Raw genomic sequence first — 21,578 nt, forward strand, 5'->3', positions numbered from 1 at the left:
TTAGCCCAACTTTAAAATTGACAAAATAAGCAGTCTCGAAAATGCCTTTTTTGAGAGGTATATTTTTTCCTGTCTTAAGCTTCAGAAAGAAATGAATTGCCTCCGCCTTCAGGCGGAGGATAAGATCAGGCCATTCCAGGGCTTTAGCCCAATTAAAAATCGACAAAACAAGCAGCCTCAAAAATGTCACTTTTAAAGGCTAATATTTTTACTTTCTTTTTGTTTTGAGGCTGAAGGAGTTCCTTCAAAAAATGTAAATTTGCTCCTCAACAACACAAAACCCTCAGAATGATCTTATTCTTCGGAAATCGTCCAAACAAGGTCTATGCGGTTGACACGCATAAGGCACTTTCGGCCGAAAACATTGCAAAATTAGACTGGCTTTTTGGAAACGCTCAATATTTAGAAAAATCTGCCCTGGCAGATTTTTTTGTTGGTCCCCGTGCCGCCATGATCACTCCCTGGAGTACAAATGCGGTGGAGATCACCCAAAATATGGGGATTGAAGGCATCCGCAGGATCGAAGAATTCTATAAAGTTGATGAAAATTACCATGATTTTGATCCCATGCTTTCTCAAAAGTACAATGGGCTGGACCAGGATATTTTCACGATCAACATAGAACCCGAACCTGTTCGCGAAGTAGAAAATATCGCAGTTTACAACAATAAAGAAGGACTGGCTCTTAATGATGAGGAAGTTAAATATCTTGAAAAGCTTTCAGAAAGGATTGGTCGCAAACTAACCGATTCTGAAGTTTTTGGTTTTTCCCAGGTTAATTCTGAACACTGCCGCCACAAGATCTTTAACGGCACCTTTGAAATAGATGGAAAAGCCAAGCCGGTTTCCCTCTTCAAACTCATAAGAAAGACTTCTGAAGAAAATCCGAATGACATAGTTTCGGCTTACAAGGACAATGTTGCATTCGTAAAAGGTCCGAGAGTTGAACAATTCGCCCCACAATCGGCAGACAAACCCGACTTCTATAAAAAGAAAGATTTTGATTCGGTCATTTCCCTAAAGGCCGAAACCCACAACTTCCCAACTACTGTAGAACCTTTTAACGGAGCTGCTACGGGAAGTGGAGGGGAAATTCGCGACAGGCTCGCAGGCGGAAAAGGTTCACTGCCCCTGGCGGGAACTGCCGTTTACATGACTTCCTACTCCCGACTTGAAGAAAACAGACCATGGGAAGACGCTTTCCCGGCAAGGCCATGGCTCTACCAGACTCCGATGGACATTCTTATCAAAGCTTCCAATGGAGCTTCTGATTTTGGAAATAAATTCGGGCAGCCCCTTATTGCGGGTTCGGTCCTTACCTTCGAACATTCCGAAAACAGAAGAGCGCTCGGGTATGACAAAGTGATCATGATGGCCGGCGGAATTGGTTACGGAAAAGCCGACCAGGCGATAAAAGGAGCTCCAAAAAAGGGAGATCAGATCGTTGTTTTAGGAGGAGAAAATTACCGGATTGGAATGGGTGGTGCCGCAGTTTCTTCGGCAGATACAGGGGAATTCAGCAGTGGTATTGAACTCAATGCCATCCAGCGATCGAACCCCGAAATGCAAAAACGTGCCGCTAATACCATTCGTGCAATGGTAGAGGCCGATGAAAACCCAATCGTATCCATTCACGATCACGGTGCCGGTGGGCACCTCAACTGCCTTAGCGAGCTGGTAGAAGATACCGGCGGAAATATTGATCTGGATAAATTACCCGTTGGAGACCCTACTCTTTCCGCTAAGGAAATTATAGGAAATGAATCTCAGGAAAGAATGGGCCTTATCATTTCTGAAAAGGATCTAAAGCAAATGCAAAAGATCGCCGAAAGGGAAAGGACTCCCCTATATTCTGTAGGAAATGTAACCGAGGACAGGCAGTTCACCTTTGAAAGCAAAAAAACCGGTGCAAAACCTATGGACCTTGCTTTGGGTGATATGTTTGGCAGCTCGCCGAAAATGATCATGAAAGACAAGACCGTTGACAGGAAATATGCCGATGTAGAATACAGGCAGGAAGACCTGCACAGCTACCTTGACCGTGTCCTGCTCCTGGAAGCTGTTGGTTCCAAAGACTGGCTTACCAACAAGGTTGACCGCTGTGTCACGGGAAGAGTGGCAAAACAACAAACCGCAGGGCCCTTGCAGTTACCACTCAACAACTGCGGAGTAATGGCTCTTGATTACAAAGGAAAAAATGGCGTGGCTACTTCTATTGGCCACTCCCCTGTTTCGGCATTGATCGATCCTGTAGCCGGTTCCCGGAACTCCATTGCCGAAGCACTTACAAATATCGTATGGGCACCTCTTGAAAAAGGTTTGAAGTCAATTTCTTTATCGGCTAACTGGATGTGGCCATGTAATAACGAAGGGGAAGACGCGAGACTTTATGAGGCAGTGCAGGGAGTATCAGATTTTGCTATTAGCCTTGGAATAAATGTGCCTACAGGAAAGGATTCTCTTTCCATGAAGCAGCGATATGAAGACGGAAATGTGCTGGCCCCGGGCACAGTGATCATTTCTGCAGCTGGACATTGTGATGAGATCACTAAGGTTGTGGAACCCGTATTGCAAAAAGATGGTGGACCTATTTACTATATCAATTTTTCTCAGGATACTTTTAAACTTGGAGGCTCTTCCTTTGGACAGATCCTCAACAAGGTAGGTGCTGAGACACCTACTGTAAAAGACGACAAAAAATTCGCTGCAGCCTTTAATGCAGTTCAGGAATTGATTCGAAAAGATCTTATCCTTGCAGGTCACGATGTGGCTTCGGGAGGATTGATCACCACCCTTCTGGAAATGTGCTTTGCAGATGTAGATCTTGCTGCCGAACTTAATCTTACCAAACTGGGAGAAGAAGACAGCGTGAAATTGCTATTTGCTGAAAACTGCGGAATAGTTTTTCAGGCAAAAGATAAGAGTGTAGAAGCCATTTTAAAGGAACAGAAAGTAGAGTTCTTCAAGATTGGAAAAGCAACTGAAGGCAAAACCCTGAAGATCAAGAACGGGGGAGAAAACCTGAAATTTGATATTCCGAAGCTACGAAATACCTGGTCCCGAACTTCTTTCTTGCTTGATGAGAGGCAAAGCGGAATAGACAATGCCACCGAACGTTATAAGAATTACGCCAAACAGCCACTACACTTCAGGTTTCCGGAAGGTTTCAGCGGTAAGTTACCTCTCGACTCCGCTCGAGGTGACAAACAAAGGATTAAAGCGGCAATTATCCGGGAAAAAGGATCGAATTCAGAAAGGGAAATGGCTTACGCTATGGACCTTGCCGGCTTTGACGTGAAGGACGTACATATGACCGATCTGATCACCGGGCGAGAAAATCTGGAGGATATTCAATTCATCGCAGCGGTAGGTGGATTCTCAAATTCAGATGTTTTGGGAAGCGCAAAAGGCTGGGCCGGAGCATTCTTATACAATGAAAAAGCCAAGGCTGCCCTGGACAACTTTTTCGCGAGAGAAGATACCTTATCCCTGGGTGTATGTAACGGTTGTCAACTATTCATGGAACTGGGATTACTGCACCCGGACCATGAGGAGAAACCAAAAATGCTGCACAACGAATCTCATAAGTTTGAATGTAACTTCACCTCTATGGAGATCGAAAAAAATGATTCGGTGATGATGTCTTCATTATCGGGTAGCCGCCTTGGAATATGGGCTGCACACGGGGAAGGAAAATTCAGTTTTCCTTATGAAATAGAGCGTTATAAAATCATTGGAAAATATGGGTATGAGACCTATCCTTCCAATCCTAATGGTTCTCACTACAATACTGCAATGATCGTAAGTGACAACGGCCGGCACCTGGCAATGATGCCACACCTGGAGCGCTCTACCTTTCCATGGAACTGGGCATACTATCCAAAGGATAGAGAGGATGAAATTAGTCCCTGGATTGAAGCTTTTGTAAATGCCAGAAAGTGGCTGGAAAAAAATTAAAAAAAGTTCAAACAAAGAAAACGTCCGACAGATTAATTTCGTCGGACGTTTTTATTTCAGATCACTTCGTTTTGGTTATTCCACAGGATACTCTTCAAAAATGGCATTTACCAGATCCCTTATTCCCTGGGTCGAAGTCTGGCCTGTAATACTTTCTGAAGCTACTCCTTTCCATACAGTATTTTTGGTCTCTCTGTCCACCAGGTTAATTACTACCGTCCCTTCTTCATAGGTATAAGTATCGGTGTCATAGCCAATGATATTATTATATCCCGCATAACCTCCGTAGTAATAGTTGTTGTACAAAGGATTTATGGTTCTTACCCCTGTAGTATAAGGATAAGCAGCATAAACAGGATCTGTGGTAGTAGTTACTTCTGTATCGGTCTCTGTGCTAATTAAAACCAGCAGGTCTGGATTTTGACGGTTAAGATTATAACCGGCTTGTTGTAAGTTGGTGTTTACTGCTTCAATTACTGCACGACTTACATCTTCTGAACTCATCTGCATCCCCTGGGCACTCACATTTGCGTTGGGGAGATAAGCGAAGGAATTATAAGAGCTAAGGTCTTTAGAAGTAGTTTTCTGAGTCGCTACCCTGGGACCACAACTTAGAATGGCCAAAGAAAATAACAGTAGCATTAAAATGTTCAATTTTTTCATAGTCAATTTTTTTTGTGATTTCCTATAATTTAAACATTTATACCCTTAACAATCAATTTATTAAAACATTTAAAATGAATTTAACCATATTTCTAAATTTTCATCAAATAAACTTAAACCGGGTATTCTCCAGATTTCACCTTTTACTAACATTCCTGCCAGCATTTATTCCTTAACTTTTAGGAAAAGCTTAAGAAATGACTGTAAAAGAAAAAGACAAACAATACTTTGGACGAGGGAATCCGGCTATGGACCTGAAAGTTGTAAAAGCAGAAGGAAGTTATATATATGGTGCCGACGGTAAAGAATACATTGATTTCCTTGGCGGTGCCGGAGTAGGAAATCTTGGCTGGGGAGTCGGCGAGATAGAGGATGCAATTCGCAATGGCGAACGTCCTTCCTATATATACCCTAATTTTTATTACAAGCCCTGGACGAAATTGGCAGAAACTTTAGCCAAACTCAGTCCCGGAAAATTGAAAAAGAGCTACAGGATGACCGGGGGGTCTGAGGCAGTAGAAGCAGCCCTTGAAATGGCCACCATGTATACCGGTCGCAAGAAGATCCTCTCTATCGAAGGCAGTTACCACGGGAATACTATAGGCGCCCTCAGTATCGGTGCCAGCAAAAAAAGGGAGAAATTTCCTAATCTGCTTGAAGACTGTTTGAAATTGGAGCTTCCCCTAAATAAGGAGAAGCTGGAACAGGTAAGTTCCCTCCTTTCTTCAAAAGAAGTAGCTGCCGTCATCATGGAACCGGTAATTATTAATCTGGGAGTGGTGATCCCGGAAGAAGATTTTATGGCAGGTTTAGATCAAATCTGCAAAGAAACAGGCACCCTGTTGATCATGGATGAAGCCATTACCGGTTTTGGACGCACGGGAAAAATGTTTGCTTCTGAACACTTTGATATTGAACCGGATATTCTGTGCATGGCAAAAGCAATAACTGCGGGGCATGCCGGGATGGGCGCGGTAATTACTACAGAGGAAATTGATGATAAGGTGGGTGATAAAATTGGTTTGTATTCCTCTTATGGTTGGCATCCCATCGCAGTAGATGCTTCGCTGGCTGCTTTAGATTACCTTCGGCAGCACGAAAAAAGACTTTTTGAAAATATTAATCAGCTTGCAGAGACCTTCAAAAAAGGTATTTCAGAAGTAAATTTTAAAAATACGTCTGAAGTGCGGATCAAAGGAGCTGCAATAGGTGTAGATCTTGAAGATGAAGATTATGCTTCTACAATTAAGGAAAAAGCCATGAAAAAGGGGCTGCTAATGAATACTGAAGGTCCCAGCCTGCTCTTTTTACCCAATTTTCAAATGACTAAAGAAACTGCCTTCAAAGGAATCGATATATTAAAAAGTTGTGTCTAAAAAAGAGATTTTTAATATTTTATTTGAAATAGATGCTTCTTTTGCTATTTTGCAGAGATTATTGTAACAAATCAATAAATGATTGAAATTAAAAGACTCTTTGATTTTCCATATTTTCAATTGGAAAATGCCCCTCTTGAAAAATCCCTGGTCACTAAGTATAATGGGAAGTGGGAAGCCATTTCTACACAGGAATACATTGACAAAGCGAATGCTGTAAGCCGCGGACTGCTTAGTTTGGGGATCCAGCCAAATGATAAAATTGCGGTGATCTCCACCAGTAACCGTTCCGAATGGAACATAATGGACATTGGGATCTTACAGCTCGGTGCCCAAAACGTGCCCATATATCCCACAGTTTCTGAGGAAGATTATGAGTATGTGATCAACCACAGTGAGTCAATATATTGTTTTGTTTCAGACAAGGAGATCCTTGACAAGCTTAATTCCATTCGTGGAAACACAAAATTAAAAGGTGTGTACACCTTTGATGAGATCGCAGGAGCCGAAAATTGGACTGAGATCCTGAAACTGGGTGAAGACAAGTCCAACCAGGAAGAGGTTGAAGCCAGGAAAAAGGCGGTTAAAGAAGATGATCTTGCCACCCTTATTTATACCTCTGGAACTACCGGGAGACCAAAGGGAGTTATGCTTACCCATAAAAATATTGTAAGTGATGTGCTGCTAAGCTCAGAGCGGGTACCTTTTGATTTTGGAAGTTACGTCTCTCTAAGTTTCCTTCCTGTTTGCCACATTTTTGAAAGGATGATCCTTTATTTGTATCAATATTACAGTGTATCCATTCATTTTGCCGAATCAATTGACAAAATTAGTGACAACCTAAAGGAGGTAAAACCTCATGTAATTTCGGCTGTACCCAGACTTCTGGAAAAAGTATACGATAAGATCATCGCAAAAGGTTCTACAGTTGGCGGGATCAAACAAAAATTATTTTTCTGGGCAGTAGAACTCGGTCTGGAATACGAACCTTATGGCGCTAAAGGCTGGTGGTATGAAACCCAGCTTAGCCTTGCCCGTAAATTGGTTTTCTCTAAATGGAAAGAAGGTTTGGGAGGCAAAATTGAACTTATAGTATCGGGTAGCGCGGCTTTACAGCCAAGACTTGCAAGGGTTTTCGCTGCTGCGGGAATTCCGGTAATGGAAGGTTATGGATTAACCGAAACTTCTCCGGTAATAGCTGTTAATGACCAGAGAAACCATGGTTTTAAAATTGGAACGGTAGGAAGGGTCCTTAGAGATGTGGAAGTGAAAATTGCCGAAGACGGAGAGATCCTTTGTAAAGGCCCTAATGTTATGAAAGGCTATTATAAAGAACCTGAAAAGACCAAAGAAGCAATTAATGGTGATGGTTATTTCCACACGGGAGATATAGGGGAAGTGGACAGCGAAGGTTTCCTCAAGATCACAGATCGTAAAAAGGAAATGTTCAAGACTTCTGGCGGAAAGTATGTTGCTCCTCAGGTCATTGAAAATCAAATGAAGCAATCCCGCTTTATTGCCGAACTCATGGTGATTGGGGAAGGCGAAAAAATGCCTGCAGCTCTAATTCAGCCCGACTTTGAATTTTTAAGGGAATGGGCCAAAAGAAAACATATTGAAGTAGGACCAACCAACGCAGACCTCATAAATAATACTCAGGTCAAAGCCAGGATCCAGGAGGAAGTGGATTTCTACAACCAAAAATTCGGAAGCTGGGAAAAGATTAAAAAATTTGAACTCACTCCCGATGTTTGGAGCATTGAAGGGGAACACCTCACTCCTACTATGAAGCTGAAGCGCAGGAATATTATTAAGCTTTACCAGAACCTGTATGACGGCATATATGAGAAGTATTAAATTGGTGAAAAACTAATTAAAAATGTCCGGGTAATATCCCGGACATTTTCTTATAATAATATCTGAATTTGAAGGTATCGTTAAAAGAGGATCTACAGGAAAACCGTAAATTAGAGTCCCAAAAAAGTAATAAATGACACTTATTATTTTCAGAAAAATTAAAGCCTTTCTATCAAAAAATTCTCAACAATAATAAATTATGAGTTCATATACTGCGGCCGAAGACCGCTACGAAAAAATTGAATATCGCCGTTGTGGAAAAAGCGGAATAAACCTACCTCTGCTTTCTCTTGGCCTTTGGCACAACTTCGGAAATACCACCAGTTTTGATAATTCAAAACAACTCCTGCGAACAGCTTTCGACCATGGGATTACCCATTTCGATCTAGCCAATAATTATGGGCCTCCTTACGGTTCGGCAGAAACTAACTTCGGAAAGATCTTCAAAGAAGATTTCCAGCAATATCGCGATGAGCTGCTAATTTCCACCAAGGCAGGCTGGGATATGTGGCCGGGACCCTATGGGAATTTCGGCTCCCGAAAATATCTTATTGCAAGTCTGGACCAGTCGCTTAAACGAATGGGACTGGATTATGTAGATATATTTTATCACCACAGGCCAGATCCTTCCACTCCCCTGGAAGAGACAATGGGTGCTTTGGACCAGATCGTGCGGCAGGGAAAAGCACTTTATGTTGGCGTATCACAATATTCGGCCGGGCAGACAGCCAAAGCTGCCGAAATACTGCGCAATCTTGGCACTCCATTTATAATCCATCAACCCCGCTATAACATGTTCGATCGTTGGGTTGAAGATGGATTGCTTGACACCCTTGAGAAAGAAGGCCTGGGCAGCATAGTATTTTCGCCCCTGGAACAGGGAATACTGACCTCAAAATACCTGCATGGAATCCCGGAAGACTCCCGTGCAGCAATTGAAGGCGGCTATTTGGATAAAACCAAAATCACTCCCCGACTTCTGGAGCAGGTTAAAGAACTAAATGCAATTGCCGAAGGTCGCAATCAATCCCTAGCTCAAATGGCAATTGCATGGTTACTAAAAGATCAGAGAATCAGCTCCGTTTTAATAGGAGTGAGTAAGGTTTCCCAGCTTAAAGACAATATTGCAGGGCTGCAGAATCTCAAATTCAGCAAAGAAGAACTGGAAAAAATTGAGGGAATTCTTAAAAGAAGTAACCAGGACAATTGAAAAAATGTAGAACCCACATTGAAAATACAATACCTCTATGAAAATACCATGTAATATTTTTCTCGTTACAATTTTGTTCAGTATTTCTGGAAAAGCCCAGGACAACAACCTTATTGCCGATGGCGCAGAATTGCAGCTTGTTGCCGACGGTTTTGAATTCACCGAAGGCCCTGCTGCCGATTCTCAGGGAAATGTCTATTTTACAGATCAGCCGAACAATCGCATTCACAAATGGTCTGTGGAGGACAACAAAATAAATGTCTTTATGGAAGATGCAGGCCGTGCGAACGGTCTCTACTTTGATGCTGATAATAATCTCTACGCCGCTGCCGATAAACATTCGGAGATCTGGATGATTAACAGCAATAAGGAGGTGAGTGTGCTGCTCGGAGGTTTTAGAGGACAAAGATTTAACGGACCTAATGATCTATGGATCGCCCCCGATGGCGGGATCTTTTTCACAGATCCTTTCTACAAAAGAGATTATTGGAAGCATACTGAACAGCCTATCAAGGAGCAGCGGGTGTATTATCTCACCCCAAACCGCAAAGGTCTTTTCATCGCTGCCGAGGATCTTGTGAAGCCAAATGGCATTATTGGGACTGTGGACGGTAAAACATTATATGTAGCCGACATTGAGGACAATAAAACCTGGAAATACTCTATTGGTAAAGATGGAAAACTGGAAGACAAAACCCTTTTTACTGAATTGGGATCTGATGGAATGACCATAGATGAGCAGGGGAATCTTTACCTTACCGGCGACGGTGTTACAGTATTCAATCCAAAAGGAGAAAAGATCCTTCACATTCCCGTAGATAAAGAGTGGACTGCCAATGTTACTTTTGGCGGTAAGGAAAACAAGACATTGTTCATTACGGCTATGGACTCCTTATATAGTCTGGAGATGAATGTAAGTGGCCGTTAAATGCCGCTTAAATCAAAAACACCTTCCAGAAATGCCATTTTTGGAAGGTGTTTTTTGATTCTAGCATTTGGACTTAGGAGACATAAACTTCAAGAAGTTCTGCTCCATTCGCGGTTATTTTTACTTCAGAATTTTCTGCCGGAATTAGCAGCGTCTGCCCCTGGAAAACTTTTTCTGAATTTCCTTCAATGCTTATTTCTGCTTCCCCGCTTACACACATAAAAATGACAAAAGAATCCAAATCTGAATAATCCTTTGTAATACTTCCTTTTACCGGAAGGAAGTTGGTGGTGAAATATTCGCAGTTAGCAATATTGGTGGAACTATTCTCCTCCCGGGAATATTCCATTTTAAAATCCTCTTTTCTCTCAAAATCTATAGCATCCAGTGCAAGATCTGTATGCAATTCCCTCGAATTTCCTTCTGAATCCACCCGGTCCCAGTCATAGATCCTATAAGTAATATCTGATGTCTGCTGAATTTCGGCCAAAAGTACTCCTGCGCCAATGGCATGAACTTTTCCGGTGTTGATGAAAAAAGAGTCTCCTTTTTGAACTTTTTCGAAGTTTAGCAATTCTGTGATTCTTCCCGAATTGAGGTGCTCGAGATATTCGGCTTCAGAAATGCTCTTTTTAAAACCTACATTGATCTCTGCGCCTTCATCTGCCTGCATGATGTACCACATTTCGGTCTTTCCAAAGGAGTTGTGGCGTTCTCTTGCAATACTGTCGTGCGGATGCAGCTGCACCGAAAGCTCGGTCTTTGCATCTATGAACTTGATCAACAGAGGAAATTCTTCTCCAAACTTTTTGAAGTTCCTCTTCCCCAACAATCTTTCTTTATACCTCTCTAAAAGGTCATTTAAGCTCTGTCCTTTAAGGGGACCATTTTCCACTACAGAAATATCACCTTTCACTCCGGAAATTTCCCAGCTTTCACCGGTATTTTCTGAGGTTGAGGGTTTATGTAGGATTTGTTTCAGTTTATTTCCTCCCCATATCTTTTCCTTAAGAATGGGTTCAAAACGTATTGGGTAATTCAGCATCTAATCTTCTTTAATGTGGTAAAGATAATAATTGTAAGGCTGGATTTTTAAAGGATTTTTAATGAAGACACCAGGCACATAACCTTCAAAAATGTCATTTTCTCTACCTATTTTATTTTAAAGTTCTATTTTGTCCTTGATTAGCACAAAAATCTTGAAGTATCTCATTTTTATTTTTTGCACACTTTTCTCTCTCAATCTTCAGGCACAGGAGAGAGGCCCGGTGCGGGGAATAGTTAAAAGCCAGGAAAGTCTGCTGCAAAACGTCCATATAAATAATGTTTCTTCAGGAAAATACTCGGTTTCGGGTGAAAAAGGGGAATTTGAACTGAACATCAAATTGGGAGACACCCTTGTTTTGTCGCATGTGGGAATGGAGGACCTTATAAGGTTCATAAAACAGGATGACCTTCAGGAACTTCCGGTTGTTTTTGAGATGGTGGAAAGTTCGATGGAACTTAAAGAAGTGGTAGTCAATGAAACTTCAGAAATAAATGTCGTGAGCCTGGGTATCATTCCGAAGAAAATAGAAAAGCTTTCCATGAATGAAAGGCGGCTTAGAACTGCCGGGGATTTTAAACCTATTCATTTATTAAGCCTTTTGGGAGGATCCCTGGAAATCGATCCAATTTTAAATGCAATTAACGGCAGAACCAAAAAATTAAAACGGAACATCAAGATTGAAAAAGCGCAAAGAAATATTGCCTTTTTTGAGATAAATTATAAATCTTATATGGAAGAAGCTATGGAATTAAGTCAGCAGGAATCGGCACTTCTCATAGATTTCATGCTGGAAAGGAAAGAATTGCCCCGTCTTTTGGAGGAGAACAATGATGCCCAGATCAAGCTTTTTCTTCACGATTCCTGGTTTCAGCTAAAGGATAAGATGCAGGGCACTTCCCAATAGGACCTCTAAGCTAATTGTCGAAAAAACTGTCAAACTCCTCTTTAACGGGGAGTTTCTTTGTGTTTTTCTAATTATTTTAGGAGAGGTATTCCATAGAAGGAAAATATTTTTTTATTTACTATGCGTGCATAACAAAATTTTCTTAACTTTGAGATTCTATGAAAGAAAAAACCATTGATTATGTCCTCCGGGCGACCTGGATCTCAATTTCAAAAATGTATAATGAGGAGGCAGGTAAAGAAGGAAGTACAATGGCTACAGGCTTTGCCCTCTTGAGTATTGATCCAGAAAATGGTACCCCCTCCACTTCATTGGGTCCAAAAATGGGAATGGAAGCGACCAGTTTGTCGCGCACCCTTAAAACTATGGAAGACAAAGGTCTCATTACGCGGAAGAAAAATCCCGTTGATGGCCGAAGTGTGCTCATTTGTCTTACCGATTTTGGTAAGGAGATGAGAGACTATTCAAAAAAGGTGGTTTTAACCTTTGATGAAGCTGTGAGAAAAGAAATTCCACAGGAAGATCTGGATAAATTTATTGAAGTAGCCTCCAAGATCATGGACCTTATCGCGTCCAGAAAAATTTATAACGAATAATAAAGGTCACCGCGGTGATCGTCAAAATTTATATTAACATGAAAAGACGAATTAACAAAGTTGCAATAATAGGCTCGGGTATCATGGGCAGCGGGATTGCATGTCACTTCGCCAATATTGGAGTGGAAGTTTTACTGCTGGATATTGTGCCGAGAGAGCTAACTGAAAAGGAAAAGAAACAGGGCCTTACCATGGATGACAAGCAGGTAAGAAACCGAATTGTAAATACCTCTTTACAGGACGCCCTAAAATCCAAGCCCTCTCCTATTTATCATAAAGACTTTGCAAATCGTATTAAAACCGGGAACCTGGAGGATGATATCTCCAAAGTTTCGGAAGTTGACTGGATCATGGAAGTGGTTGTGGAGCGACTGGATATCAAAAAGAAGGTTTTTGATAACCTTGAGAAATACCGCAAGCCAGGTACTTTAATAACTTCAAATACTTCGGGTATCCCAATTCAGCAGATGAATGAGGGCCGAAGTGAAGATTTCCAGAAGCACTTCTGCGGAACCCACTTCTTCAACCCACCGCGTTATTTAAGGCTTTTTGAAATCATTCCGGGGCCGGACACTTCCGAAGAAGTTTTGGAATTCCTGAATGAGTATGGAGAAAAATTCCTTGGAAAAAAATCTGTAGTAGCAAAAGATACTCCGGCGTTTATTGGGAACAGGATTGGTACTTATAGTATCATGAGCCTTTTCCATATGGTGAAGGAACTGGACCTTACTATTGAAGAGGTCGATAAACTTACAGGTCCCGTTATAGGAAGACAAAAATCTGCCACTTTTCGAACCGTAGACCTTGTAGGACTGGATACTCTGAAACATGTTGCTGAAGGTCTTCACAAAGGAGTACCCACAGATGAAGAACACGATCTCTACGCCATGCCCGACTATATTAATACTATGGTCGAGAATGAATGGTTTGGGAGCAAAAGCGGACAGGGTTTTTATAAAAAGATAAAGAAAGACGACGGTTCCAGTGAGATACAATCACTCGACCTCAACACTCTTGAATACAGGGCTCAGAAAAAAGCAAATTTTTCTACTCTTGAACAAACGAAAACGATTGATAAAGTAGAAGACAGATTTAAAGTTCTTGTTGACGGAAAAGACAAAGCCGGGGAATTCTACAGAAAGAATTTCGCCGCAATTTTCACTTATTCCTCAAAACGTATTCCTGAAATTACAGATGAACTTTACAAGATCGATGATGCCATGAAAGCCGGATACGGTTGGGAACATGGACCCTTCCAAATCTGGGATGCCATTGGTGTTGAAAAAGGGATCGAGATCATGAAAGCTGAAGGTAAAGAGCCTGCAGCCTGGGTAAACGAAATGCTTGAAAAAGGCAATAAAAGTTTCTACACGGTAAAAGAAGGAAATACCTGGTATTACGATATTCCTTCAAAGGAATACAGGAAGATCCCGGGCCAGGATGCTTTCATAATCCTTGACAACATCAGGGAATCCAAAGAAGTATTTAGCAACAGCGGAGTTGTGGTAGAAGATCTTGGTGACGGGATCCTGAATGTGGAATTCCGCAGTAAAATGAACTCTATTGGAGGCGATGTACTCGATGGTTTGAACAAGGCCATTGATATGGCAGAAAAAGATTATCAGGGACTGGTTGTAGCCAACACCGGAAAGAACTTTTCTGTAGGAGCCAATATTGGGATGATCTTCATGATGGCTGTAGAGCAGGAATATGACGAGCTTAATATGGCTATAAAATATTTCCAGGATACCATGATGAGAATGCGCTACTCCTCTATTCCAACAGTTGCAGCACCACATGCGATGACTTTGGGTGGTGGATGTGAACTTTCCTTACACGCAGATAAAGTAGTCGCCGCGGCTGAAACGTACATCGGACTTGTAGAATTTGGAGTTGGGGTAATTCCCGGCGGTGGAGGTTCCAAGGAGATGACGGTGCGTGCTGCCGATACCTTTCAGAAGGATGATGTGGAATTAAACCGACTGCGGGAACATTTCCTCACTATTGGTATGGCAAAGGTTTCAACTTCGGCTTACGAGGCTTACGACCTGAATATTCTTCAGAAAGGTAAAGACATTGTGGTAGTAAACCCCGATCGTCAGTTAGCAATTGCTAAGAAACACGCGCTGCTCATGGCAGAGAACGGTTATACCAGGCCTATTATGAGAAAAGACATTAAGGTATTAGGTAAACAAGCACTGGGAGCCTTTTTAGTAGGTACAGATCAGATGTTCGCCGGTAAATACATTAGCGAACATGACAAAAAGATCGCTAACAAACTGGCATACGTAATGGCCGGAGGAGATCTTTCTGAAAACTCTTATGTAAGTGAACAATATCTATTAGATCTTGAAAGAGAAGCATTTTTATCTCTAACCGGAGAAAGAAAGACTTTGGAAAGATTGCAGCATATGTTGCAGAAAGGGAAACCACTTAGGAATTAGTATTGAGTAATGAGTATTAAGTATTGAGTAATTAAGAAGTATTGATTATGCACAAATTAAGCGACCTTAAGATCTGGAATAAAGCCATGGATGTAGCTGAATTGACTTATTTACTTTCAGCTAAATTTCCTTCAGAAGAGAAATTTGGTTTAACAAGTCAGATTAGGCGCAGTGCAATTTCAGTTCCTTCCAATGTTGCTGAAGGAGCAGGCAGATCGACCAAAGGAGAATTTAAAAATTTCCTCAGCATTGCAAATGGATCTTCTTATGAGCTTCTAACTCAACTTATATTATCTCATAGACTCAAACTGGTACCTGAAAAAGATACTAGAGAAGTTATCTCTGAAGTTATCGAAATACAGAAAATGAATTATGCATTGATAAAATCGTTAGAAAAGTAAGTATTCTCAATACTCACTACTAACTACTAAATACTAGAAAATGAATAGAACAGCTTACATCGTAAAAGGATACCGAACTGCAGTGGGAAAAGCACCACGGGGGGTATTCAGATTTAAAAGGCCAGATGAATTAGCGGCAGAAACTATCCAGTTTATGATGGATAAGCTGCCCGAATTTGATAAAAAACGAATTGATGACGTGATCGTGGGGAACGCGATGCCCGAAGCCGAACAAGGACTTAATGTTGGGCGCTTTATCTCTCTCATGGGATTAAAGACCGAAGACGTGCCCGGGATGACCGTAAACCGCTACTGTGCTTCAGGCTTGGAGACTATAGCAATCGCCACAGCAAAGATCCAAAGCGGTATGGCCAACTGTATAATTGCAGGTGGTGCAGAAAGCATGAGCTATATCCCTATGGGAGGTTATAAACCTGTACCCGATTACAAACTGGCAAAAGCCGGAAAAGAAGATTATTACTGGGGAATGGGATTAACTGCGGAAGCAGTTGCTCAAAAATACAAGGTTTCAAGAGAAGACCAGGATGAGTTTGCATTTAACTCTCACCAGAAGTCTCTAAAAGCCCAAAAAGAAGACCGTTTCCAGGACCAGATCGTACCAATTACGGTAGATCAAACCTATGTCGATGAAAATGGCAAAAAACAAACGAAATCATATACTGTAAATAAAGACGAAGGTCCGCGTGCAGATACTTCAAAGGAAGTACTTGCTAAACTGCGTCCTGTATTTGAAGAAGGCGGAAGCGTTACAGCCGGTAATTCTTCTCAAATGAGTGATGGTGCTGCTTTTGTTATGGTAATGAGTGAAGAAATGGTAAAAGAATTAAATCTTGAACCGGTTGCAAGACTTGTAAGTTATTCGGCTGTTGGGGTTGAACCAAGAATAATGGGGATAGGACCTGTTTATGCGATTCCAAAGGCTGTTAAACAAGCCGGAATTCAATTAAATGATCTTGAGTTGATCGAGCTTAACGAAGCCTTTGCATCTCAGTCTTTAGCAGTAATTCGAGAACTTGGACTGGATATGGACCGCATGAACCCGAATGGAGGAGCTATTTCGATGGGTCACCCGCTGGGATGTACAGGAGCCAAATTATCCGTTCAGCTGTTTGACGAAATGCGCAAACGTGAACTGAAAAATAAATACGGAATGGTAACCATGTGCGTTGGAACAGGACAGGGAGCCGCGGGAGTTTTTGAATTCTTATCGTAAAAAGATTTGAGAAATGAGATCTGAGATTTCAGATACTTTAAACAACTTATAACAATCAGCTTTGGGTAAGATTCTTACATCTCATATCTAAAGTCTAATATCTATAACAAAATGAGCACACAAACAGATAGTAACAAGAAAGACCTTCTACGCGGAGGGCAATTCCTGGTAAAGGAAACCAGTGCAGAGAATGTTTTCACTCCAGAAGATTTCTCCGATGAGCAAAAAATGATGCGGGATTCGGTACAGGAATTCGTGAACCGCGAGCTGATGCCGAAAAGGGAAGAATTCGAAAAGAAGAATTATGAGCTTACCGAAGACCTTATGAAAAAGGCCGGGGAAATGGGCTTTTTAGGAGTTTCGGTCCCCGAAGAATATGATGGCCTGGGAATGGGATTTGTCACTACTATGCTTGTGGTAGATTATATTTCGGGAGCTACGGGATCTTTTTCCACAGCTTTTGGAGCACACTCGGGGATTGGAACACTTCCAATCACGCTTTACGGTAATGAAGAGCAGAAGAAAAAATATCTTCCGAAGCTTGCCACAGGAGAGTGGTTTGGAGCTTATGCTTTGACAGAACCGGGAGCAGGTAGTGATGCAAATTCAGGAAAGACCAAGGCAGTTCTTTCTGAAGATGGAAAATTTTATAATATCACCGGACAAAAAATGTGGATCTCCAATGCGGGCTTCTGCAATATGATGATCGTTTTCGCCCGAATCGAAGATGATAAGAACATCACCGGATTTATTGTGGAATACGATTCCGAAAACCCAAATGGAATCTCCCTGGGAGAAGAAGAAAAGAAACTGGGAATCCACTCCTCCTCTACCCGACAGGTGTTCTTTAACGATACAAAAGTACCGGTAGAAAATATGCTTTCAGAAAGAGGGAGCGGTTTCAAGATCGCGATGAATGCCTTGAACGTTGGACGTATAAAACTAGCCGGAGCTTGTTTGGACGCACAACGCCGCTCAATCGATGCTTCAGTGAAGTACGCAAATGATCGCGTACAGTTTAAAACTCCGATAGCCAATTTTGGTGCAATTCAGTCGAAATTAGCCGAAATGGCAACTTCGGCTTATGCCGGGGAATCTGCTTCATATCGTGCTGCTAAAGATATTGAGGACAGGATTTCAATCCGTCAGGAAGAAGGAAATTCTCACCAGGAAGCCGAATTGAAAGGAGTTGAGGAATACGCCATAGAGTGTTCTATCTTAAAAGTTGCAGCTTCAGAAGATCTTCAGAATTGTACAGATGAAGGAATACAGATCTTTGGAGGAATGGGCTTCTCGGCCGATGCTCCTATGGAATCTGCATGGAGAGATGCGAGAATTACCAGGATATATGAAGGTACTAATGAGATCAACCGCATGCTTTGTGTGGGAATGCTCGTGAAAAAGGCCATGAAAGGACACGTGGACCTTCTTGGACCAGCGACTAAAGTTGGAGAAGAACTCACCGGAATTCCTTCTTTTGACAAGCCAGATTATTCAGAGCTTTTTGCCGAAGAAAAGGAAATGGTGAAAAAGTTGAAAAAAGTATTTTTGATGGTTGCAGGTAGTGCTGTTCAAAAATTTGGACCTCAGCTTGAAGATCACCAACAGTTGCTGCTGGCTTCTGCCGATATTCTTATCGAGATCTATATGGCCGAGTCTACTATTCTTAGGACAGAGAAAAATGTAAACCGTTTTGGTGCCGACAGCCAGAAAGAACAAATTGCAATGTCGAAATTGTATTTATATCACGCTGTTGACACTATAAACCAAAAAGCCAAGGAAGGAATTGTTTCTTTTGCTGAAGGTGATGAACAAAGAATGATGTTGATGGGCTTGAAGAGATTCACCAAATATGAGAACCATCCAAACGTAGTGGAACTGCGTAAGACAATTGCGGAAAAAGTAATTTCTGAAAATAAATATCCTTTCTAAAATATAATTTGCGTCAATTAAATCTGATGAAGGTCGCCACTGGCGGCCTTTTTCTTTTTGGTATTTCTTTAACAGCCTATATGAATTCCATTTTTTAGCTTGATAGAAACGGAAATACCACACCTATGGGAGATACAACCCGCAACATCCTCTTGTTTTTAGCAGCATTAATTGTATTATACTTTTTGCTGCATTTTGTATTGAAGAGACTGGGAAAGGATCCCAGTAATATATTACCTCATAATATTGCCAGCCGTTTAAAGATCCCCATCATTATTCTTTTTTTGGTGGTTGCCATACAGGCCATTCTTATCCGCAGAGAAATTATAACAAATGAAGGGCAGGTAGATTTCTTTCAGCAATTGCGTTCCATTCTGCTTATTTTAAGTCTTACCTGGTTTATCGTGGTGGCTATAAGGGTTGCCAAAAATCAATTTTTAAAGCAGTTTGATGTCACCACTCAAAATAATTTAAGGGCCCGTAAATTCTATACTCAGTTCAACATTATTGAAAGAATTTCGATTTTCGTCGTCGTACTTTTTGCCTTGGGGATTGCACTCCTCACTTTTGACGGAGTTGAAGAAATTGGTGTAAGCATCCTCACCTCTGCCGGAATTGCCGGTATAATTCTGGGACTTTCTGCTCAAAAAGTCTTTGGAACTATTTTCGCCGGTATTCAGATAGCGATTGCACAACCCATACGTATAGATGATGTTGTTATAGTTGAAGGGGAATGGGGGAAAATTGAAGAAATAAAACTCACCTATGTGGTAGTAAAAATTTGGGATAAGCGACGGCTTGTACTTCCCACTACCTACTTCATTGAGAAACCTTTCCAGAACTGGACCAGGAATTCATCGGACATTCTTGGCACCGTTTTCATCTATACAGATTTTGACCTTCCTATAGACAAACTAAGAGAGGAACTTACGCGCCTGCTCAATGCCACAGAACTATGGGATAGAGAAGTGAATGTCATACAGGTCACCGATCTTACCGAAAACACCATGGAACTAAGGGCATTAATGAGTGCAAAAGATGCACCCACGGCCTGGGACCTGCGGGTGTATGCCAGGGAAAATCTCCTTAAATTCATCCAGGAAAATTACCCCGACAGTTTACCGCGTACCCGTATTAATATTAAAGAAGATCTTCCTCCCCAAGAAGGATCTTCAAACGAGCCTCAGACGTAATATTCTGAGAGAAATTCATTGCTGTTTCAATTAGTGCCAGGTGTGAATAAGCCTGTGGGAAATTGCCCAGCAAACGTTTGGTTTCAAAATCGAGATCTTCACTAAATAAGCCCAAATGGTTACTGTAGGAAAGCAATTGATCGAACATCTTCATTGCTTTTTCCTTTTCTCCAATTTTGTAAAGGCTGTTTATAAACCAGAAGGTACAAATAGTAAAAGATGAAGAAGGAGTCCCAAAATCGTCCTTGTTTTTGTACCTGAATAAAAGTCCGTTATAGCTAAGCTCTCTTTCTGTAGCCTTCACGGTACTTATATATCGGGGATCTTTAGCTTTGATAAAGCCATAATTCTCCATCAATAAAGTAGAGGCATCAAGATCTTTGGAACCGTATGACTGGGTGTAAGCCTGGACCTCCTCATTCCAGCCGCGGTGATAAATATCTTCATATATCTCCTGCCGCAGGTCCTTCCACTTCTGATCGTTGATCCCGTTCCTAAGGATCTCTCCAATTTTTACAGCTCTATCGACAGCTACCCAGCATAACAATTTAGAAAAAGTAAAATGCCGCTCTTCGGTCCTGAATTCCCATATTCCCTTGTCCGGTTGTTTCCAGTGCTCTTCAACAATACGCACAATACCCCGAACAATGGTCCAAAGTTCTTCGCTATTAGCCAGGGTGGTTTCAAACCTTAGAAATTGCTGATAGATCACTTCCATGAGAATTCCATAGATGTCATTCTGCTTTTGAATATATGCAGCATTCCCAATGCGTACCGGCTTTGAACCTTCATAGCCATCGAGGTGAGTAAGGATATGTTCGGTCAATTCCTTTTCACCGTTGATCCCATACATGATCTGCAGTTTTTCATCCTTATTCGGAATAAGATCGATAATAAACTGCAGGAAGTGCTCAGCCGATTCCCGGTGCCCCAGGCTACTCATTACCTTTATCACCATGGAAGCATCGCGAATCCAGCAAAAACGGTAATCCCAGTTGCGCACTTCCCCAATGGTTTCGGGCAGGGAGGTGGTCACAGCTGCAAGAACCGCTCCCGTCTTTTGATAGGTCATAGCCTTTAGTACAAGAGCACTTCGGTTTATGGCCTCATCGTAATGCGGAAATTTGGTGGTAGCTTCGCTCCAGTTCATCCAATAAGTCTTGGTTCGCTGAAACTTTAAATAGGCTCTTTCCAGATTTTGTTCCCTGAGTTTTTCATGATATCCCATTAAAAAATAGGCATTCTCCTCCAGGGTTATCTCCTCCCCGTTTAATACCTGGTCCAGGTCCAGGCTACTATATAGATACAGGGAATCATAAGTGCCTTCTTTGGTAAAGCTCTTAAGATAATAGCGATGATTTTCGGTAATTGTTTCTTCCCGGGCGTAGTTCAGGCGGGGTTGATAGCCTACCTTAAATTTAGGGGAACCTTTTAAAAGGTTAACATATCTTACCACATCTGGCGGGGTATAAAAAGTTCCATCCTCCTCCTTGTAGCGAGGCATAAAATCTATCACCTGAAATGCAGCTTCTTCCGAAGCAAAGGTGGTACACAATATATTAGTCTTCCGAAGGTATTTTTGAGAAATGTCATAATCTGAAGACACTTCAAAAGAAAAATGTCCTCCTATATTTTTATCGAGCAATTTTGCAAAGACCGAAGCCGAATTAAAATTAGGCAAACAACACCAGTCGAGGGAGCCTGATTTCGTGATCAAGGCAGCACTTTTGCAGTTGCCGATCAATCCATAATCCAATGTTTTCATTTAGTCTTAAAGTTCTTTTAAAATGGTAGGGGGCTTATTTTAAATTTCGGAAATTTAAGCAAAATGAATA

15 protein-coding genes are annotated in these 21,578 nt (G+C 41.5%); 12 read left to right on the forward strand and 3 right to left on the reverse strand.

Annotated features, from left to right (window positions below; translation table 11 throughout):
- The first annotated feature begins 288 nt into the window (after nucleotides 1-288).
- Nucleotides 289-3,957 (forward strand): phosphoribosylformylglycinamidine synthase, encoded by a 3,669-nt coding sequence (purL, locus tag LA313_RS04765; protein WP_228913523.1) that lies wholly within the window; start codon nucleotides 289-291, stop codon nucleotides 3,955-3,957.
- A 75-nt stretch (nucleotides 3,958-4,032) separates the two neighbouring features.
- Here purL and LA313_RS04770 read toward each other — a convergent pair whose 3' ends face one another.
- Nucleotides 4,033-4,620, reverse strand: a complete 588-nt coding sequence (locus LA313_RS04770) for a DUF4136 domain-containing protein (protein WP_228913524.1) — start codon at nucleotides 4,618-4,620, stop codon at nucleotides 4,033-4,035.
- 197 nt (nucleotides 4,621-4,817) lie between these two features.
- On the opposite strand from LA313_RS04770, the gene LA313_RS04775 reads away from it, so the two are divergent.
- The 4 genes from LA313_RS04775 (at nucleotide 4,818) to LA313_RS04790 (ending at nucleotide 9,991) form a co-directional block, all read left to right on the forward strand.
- Nucleotides 4,818-5,996 carry a class-III pyridoxal-phosphate-dependent aminotransferase gene (locus LA313_RS04775; RefSeq protein WP_228913525.1) on the forward strand — a complete coding sequence of 393 codons (1,179 nt, stop codon included), beginning with the start codon at nucleotides 4,818-4,820 and terminating at the stop codon, nucleotides 5,994-5,996.
- Nucleotides 5,997-6,074: 78 nt separating this feature from the next.
- A complete protein-coding gene (locus LA313_RS04780) occupies nucleotides 6,075-7,853 on the forward strand; it encodes an AMP-dependent synthetase/ligase (RefSeq protein ID WP_228913526.1) in 1,779 nt (592 codons plus the stop codon).
- A gap of 199 nt (nucleotides 7,854-8,052) precedes the next feature.
- On the forward strand, nucleotides 8,053-9,063 hold the full coding sequence (mgrA, locus tag LA313_RS04785) for an L-glyceraldehyde 3-phosphate reductase (RefSeq protein WP_228913527.1): 1,011 nt from the start codon (nucleotides 8,053-8,055) through the stop codon (nucleotides 9,061-9,063).
- Nucleotides 9,064-9,100: 37 nt separating this feature from the next.
- Nucleotides 9,101-9,991 carry an SMP-30/gluconolactonase/LRE family protein gene (locus tag LA313_RS04790; RefSeq protein WP_228913528.1) on the forward strand — a complete coding sequence of 297 codons (891 nt, stop codon included), beginning with the start codon at nucleotides 9,101-9,103 and terminating at the stop codon, nucleotides 9,989-9,991.
- Nucleotides 9,992-10,064: 73 nt separating this feature from the next.
- Here LA313_RS04790 and LA313_RS04795 read toward each other — a convergent pair whose 3' ends face one another.
- Nucleotides 10,065-11,036, reverse strand: a complete 972-nt coding sequence (locus tag LA313_RS04795; protein WP_228913529.1) for a type I phosphomannose isomerase catalytic subunit — start codon at nucleotides 11,034-11,036, stop codon at nucleotides 10,065-10,067.
- Between the two features lie 154 nt (nucleotides 11,037-11,190).
- Between LA313_RS04795 and LA313_RS04800 the strand changes: the two genes are divergently transcribed.
- The 7 genes from LA313_RS04800 to LA313_RS04830 all read left to right on the forward strand — a co-directional run bounded on the left by LA313_RS04800 (nucleotide 11,191) and on the right by LA313_RS04830 (nucleotide 19,743).
- Entirely contained in the window at nucleotides 11,191-11,943 is a 753-nt protein-coding gene (locus LA313_RS04800; RefSeq protein WP_228913530.1) for a carboxypeptidase-like regulatory domain-containing protein, read from the forward strand.
- Nucleotides 11,944-12,101: 158 nt separating this feature from the next.
- The gene (locus tag LA313_RS04805; RefSeq protein WP_228913531.1) at nucleotides 12,102-12,539 is read left to right on the forward strand and encodes a MarR family winged helix-turn-helix transcriptional regulator; all 438 of its coding nucleotides are present in this window, start codon (nucleotides 12,102-12,104) and stop codon (nucleotides 12,537-12,539) included.
- Between the two features lie 38 nt (nucleotides 12,540-12,577).
- Nucleotides 12,578-14,983 carry a 3-hydroxyacyl-CoA dehydrogenase/enoyl-CoA hydratase family protein gene (locus LA313_RS04810; protein ID WP_228913532.1) on the forward strand — a complete coding sequence of 802 codons (2,406 nt, stop codon included), beginning with the start codon at nucleotides 12,578-12,580 and terminating at the stop codon, nucleotides 14,981-14,983.
- A 47-nt stretch (nucleotides 14,984-15,030) separates the two neighbouring features.
- Nucleotides 15,031-15,384 (forward strand): four helix bundle protein, encoded by a 354-nt coding sequence (locus LA313_RS04815; RefSeq protein ID WP_228913533.1) that lies wholly within the window; start codon nucleotides 15,031-15,033, stop codon nucleotides 15,382-15,384.
- Nucleotides 15,385-15,424: 40 nt separating this feature from the next.
- Entirely contained in the window at nucleotides 15,425-16,618 is a 1,194-nt protein-coding gene (locus LA313_RS04820) for an acetyl-CoA C-acyltransferase (RefSeq protein WP_228913534.1), read from the forward strand.
- Nucleotides 16,619-16,729: 111 nt separating this feature from the next.
- Entirely contained in the window at nucleotides 16,730-18,550 is a 1,821-nt protein-coding gene (locus LA313_RS04825) for an acyl-CoA dehydrogenase family protein (protein ID WP_228913535.1), read from the forward strand.
- Nucleotides 18,551-18,675: 125 nt separating this feature from the next.
- A complete protein-coding gene (locus LA313_RS04830; RefSeq protein ID WP_228913536.1) occupies nucleotides 18,676-19,743 on the forward strand; it encodes a mechanosensitive ion channel family protein in 1,068 nt (355 codons plus the stop codon).
- On the opposite strand, the gene LA313_RS04835 is transcribed toward LA313_RS04830, so the two are convergent.
- Complete coding sequence (locus tag LA313_RS04835) at nucleotides 19,691-21,508, reverse strand: glycoside hydrolase family 15 protein (protein WP_228913537.1); 1,818 nt, start codon at nucleotides 21,506-21,508, stop codon at nucleotides 19,691-19,693. The genes LA313_RS04830 and LA313_RS04835 overlap by 53 nt on opposite strands.
- Between the last annotated feature and the right edge of the window lie 70 nt (nucleotides 21,509-21,578).

Origin of the sequence: Salinimicrobium sediminilitoris, assembly GCF_020866905.1 — a bacterium.
Lineage (GTDB): Bacteria > Bacteroidota > Bacteroidia > Flavobacteriales > Flavobacteriaceae > Salinimicrobium > Salinimicrobium sediminilitoris.

Excerpts from the sequence above, each read along its gene's own strand:
- purL (WP_228913523.1), top strand. The coding sequence starts at position 289 with ATGATCTTATTCTTCGGAAATCGTCCAAACAAGGTCTATGCGGTTGAC.
- LA313_RS04770 (WP_228913524.1), bottom strand. The coding sequence starts at position 4,620 with ATGAAAAAATTGAACATTTTAATGCTACTGTTATTTTCTTTGGCCATT.
- LA313_RS04775 (WP_228913525.1), top strand. The coding sequence starts at position 4,818 with ATGACTGTAAAAGAAAAAGACAAACAATACTTTGGACGAGGGAATCCG.
- LA313_RS04780 (WP_228913526.1), top strand. The coding sequence starts at position 6,075 with ATGATTGAAATTAAAAGACTCTTTGATTTTCCATATTTTCAATTGGAA.
- mgrA (WP_228913527.1), top strand. The coding sequence starts at position 8,053 with ATGAGTTCATATACTGCGGCCGAAGACCGCTACGAAAAAATTGAATAT.
- LA313_RS04790 (WP_228913528.1), top strand. The coding sequence starts at position 9,101 with ATGAAAATACCATGTAATATTTTTCTCGTTACAATTTTGTTCAGTATT.
- LA313_RS04795 (WP_228913529.1), bottom strand. The coding sequence starts at position 11,036 with ATGCTGAATTACCCAATACGTTTTGAACCCATTCTTAAGGAAAAGATA.
- LA313_RS04805 (WP_228913531.1), top strand. The coding sequence starts at position 12,102 with ATGAAAGAAAAAACCATTGATTATGTCCTCCGGGCGACCTGGATCTCA.
- LA313_RS04810 (WP_228913532.1), top strand. The coding sequence starts at position 12,578 with ATGAAAAGACGAATTAACAAAGTTGCAATAATAGGCTCGGGTATCATG.
- LA313_RS04815 (WP_228913533.1), top strand. The coding sequence starts at position 15,031 with ATGCACAAATTAAGCGACCTTAAGATCTGGAATAAAGCCATGGATGTA.
- LA313_RS04820 (WP_228913534.1), top strand. The coding sequence starts at position 15,425 with ATGAATAGAACAGCTTACATCGTAAAAGGATACCGAACTGCAGTGGGA.
- LA313_RS04825 (WP_228913535.1), top strand. The coding sequence starts at position 16,730 with ATGAGCACACAAACAGATAGTAACAAGAAAGACCTTCTACGCGGAGGG.
- LA313_RS04830 (WP_228913536.1), top strand. The coding sequence starts at position 18,676 with ATGGGAGATACAACCCGCAACATCCTCTTGTTTTTAGCAGCATTAATT.
- LA313_RS04835 (WP_228913537.1), bottom strand. The coding sequence starts at position 21,508 with ATGAAAACATTGGATTATGGATTGATCGGCAACTGCAAAAGTGCTGCC.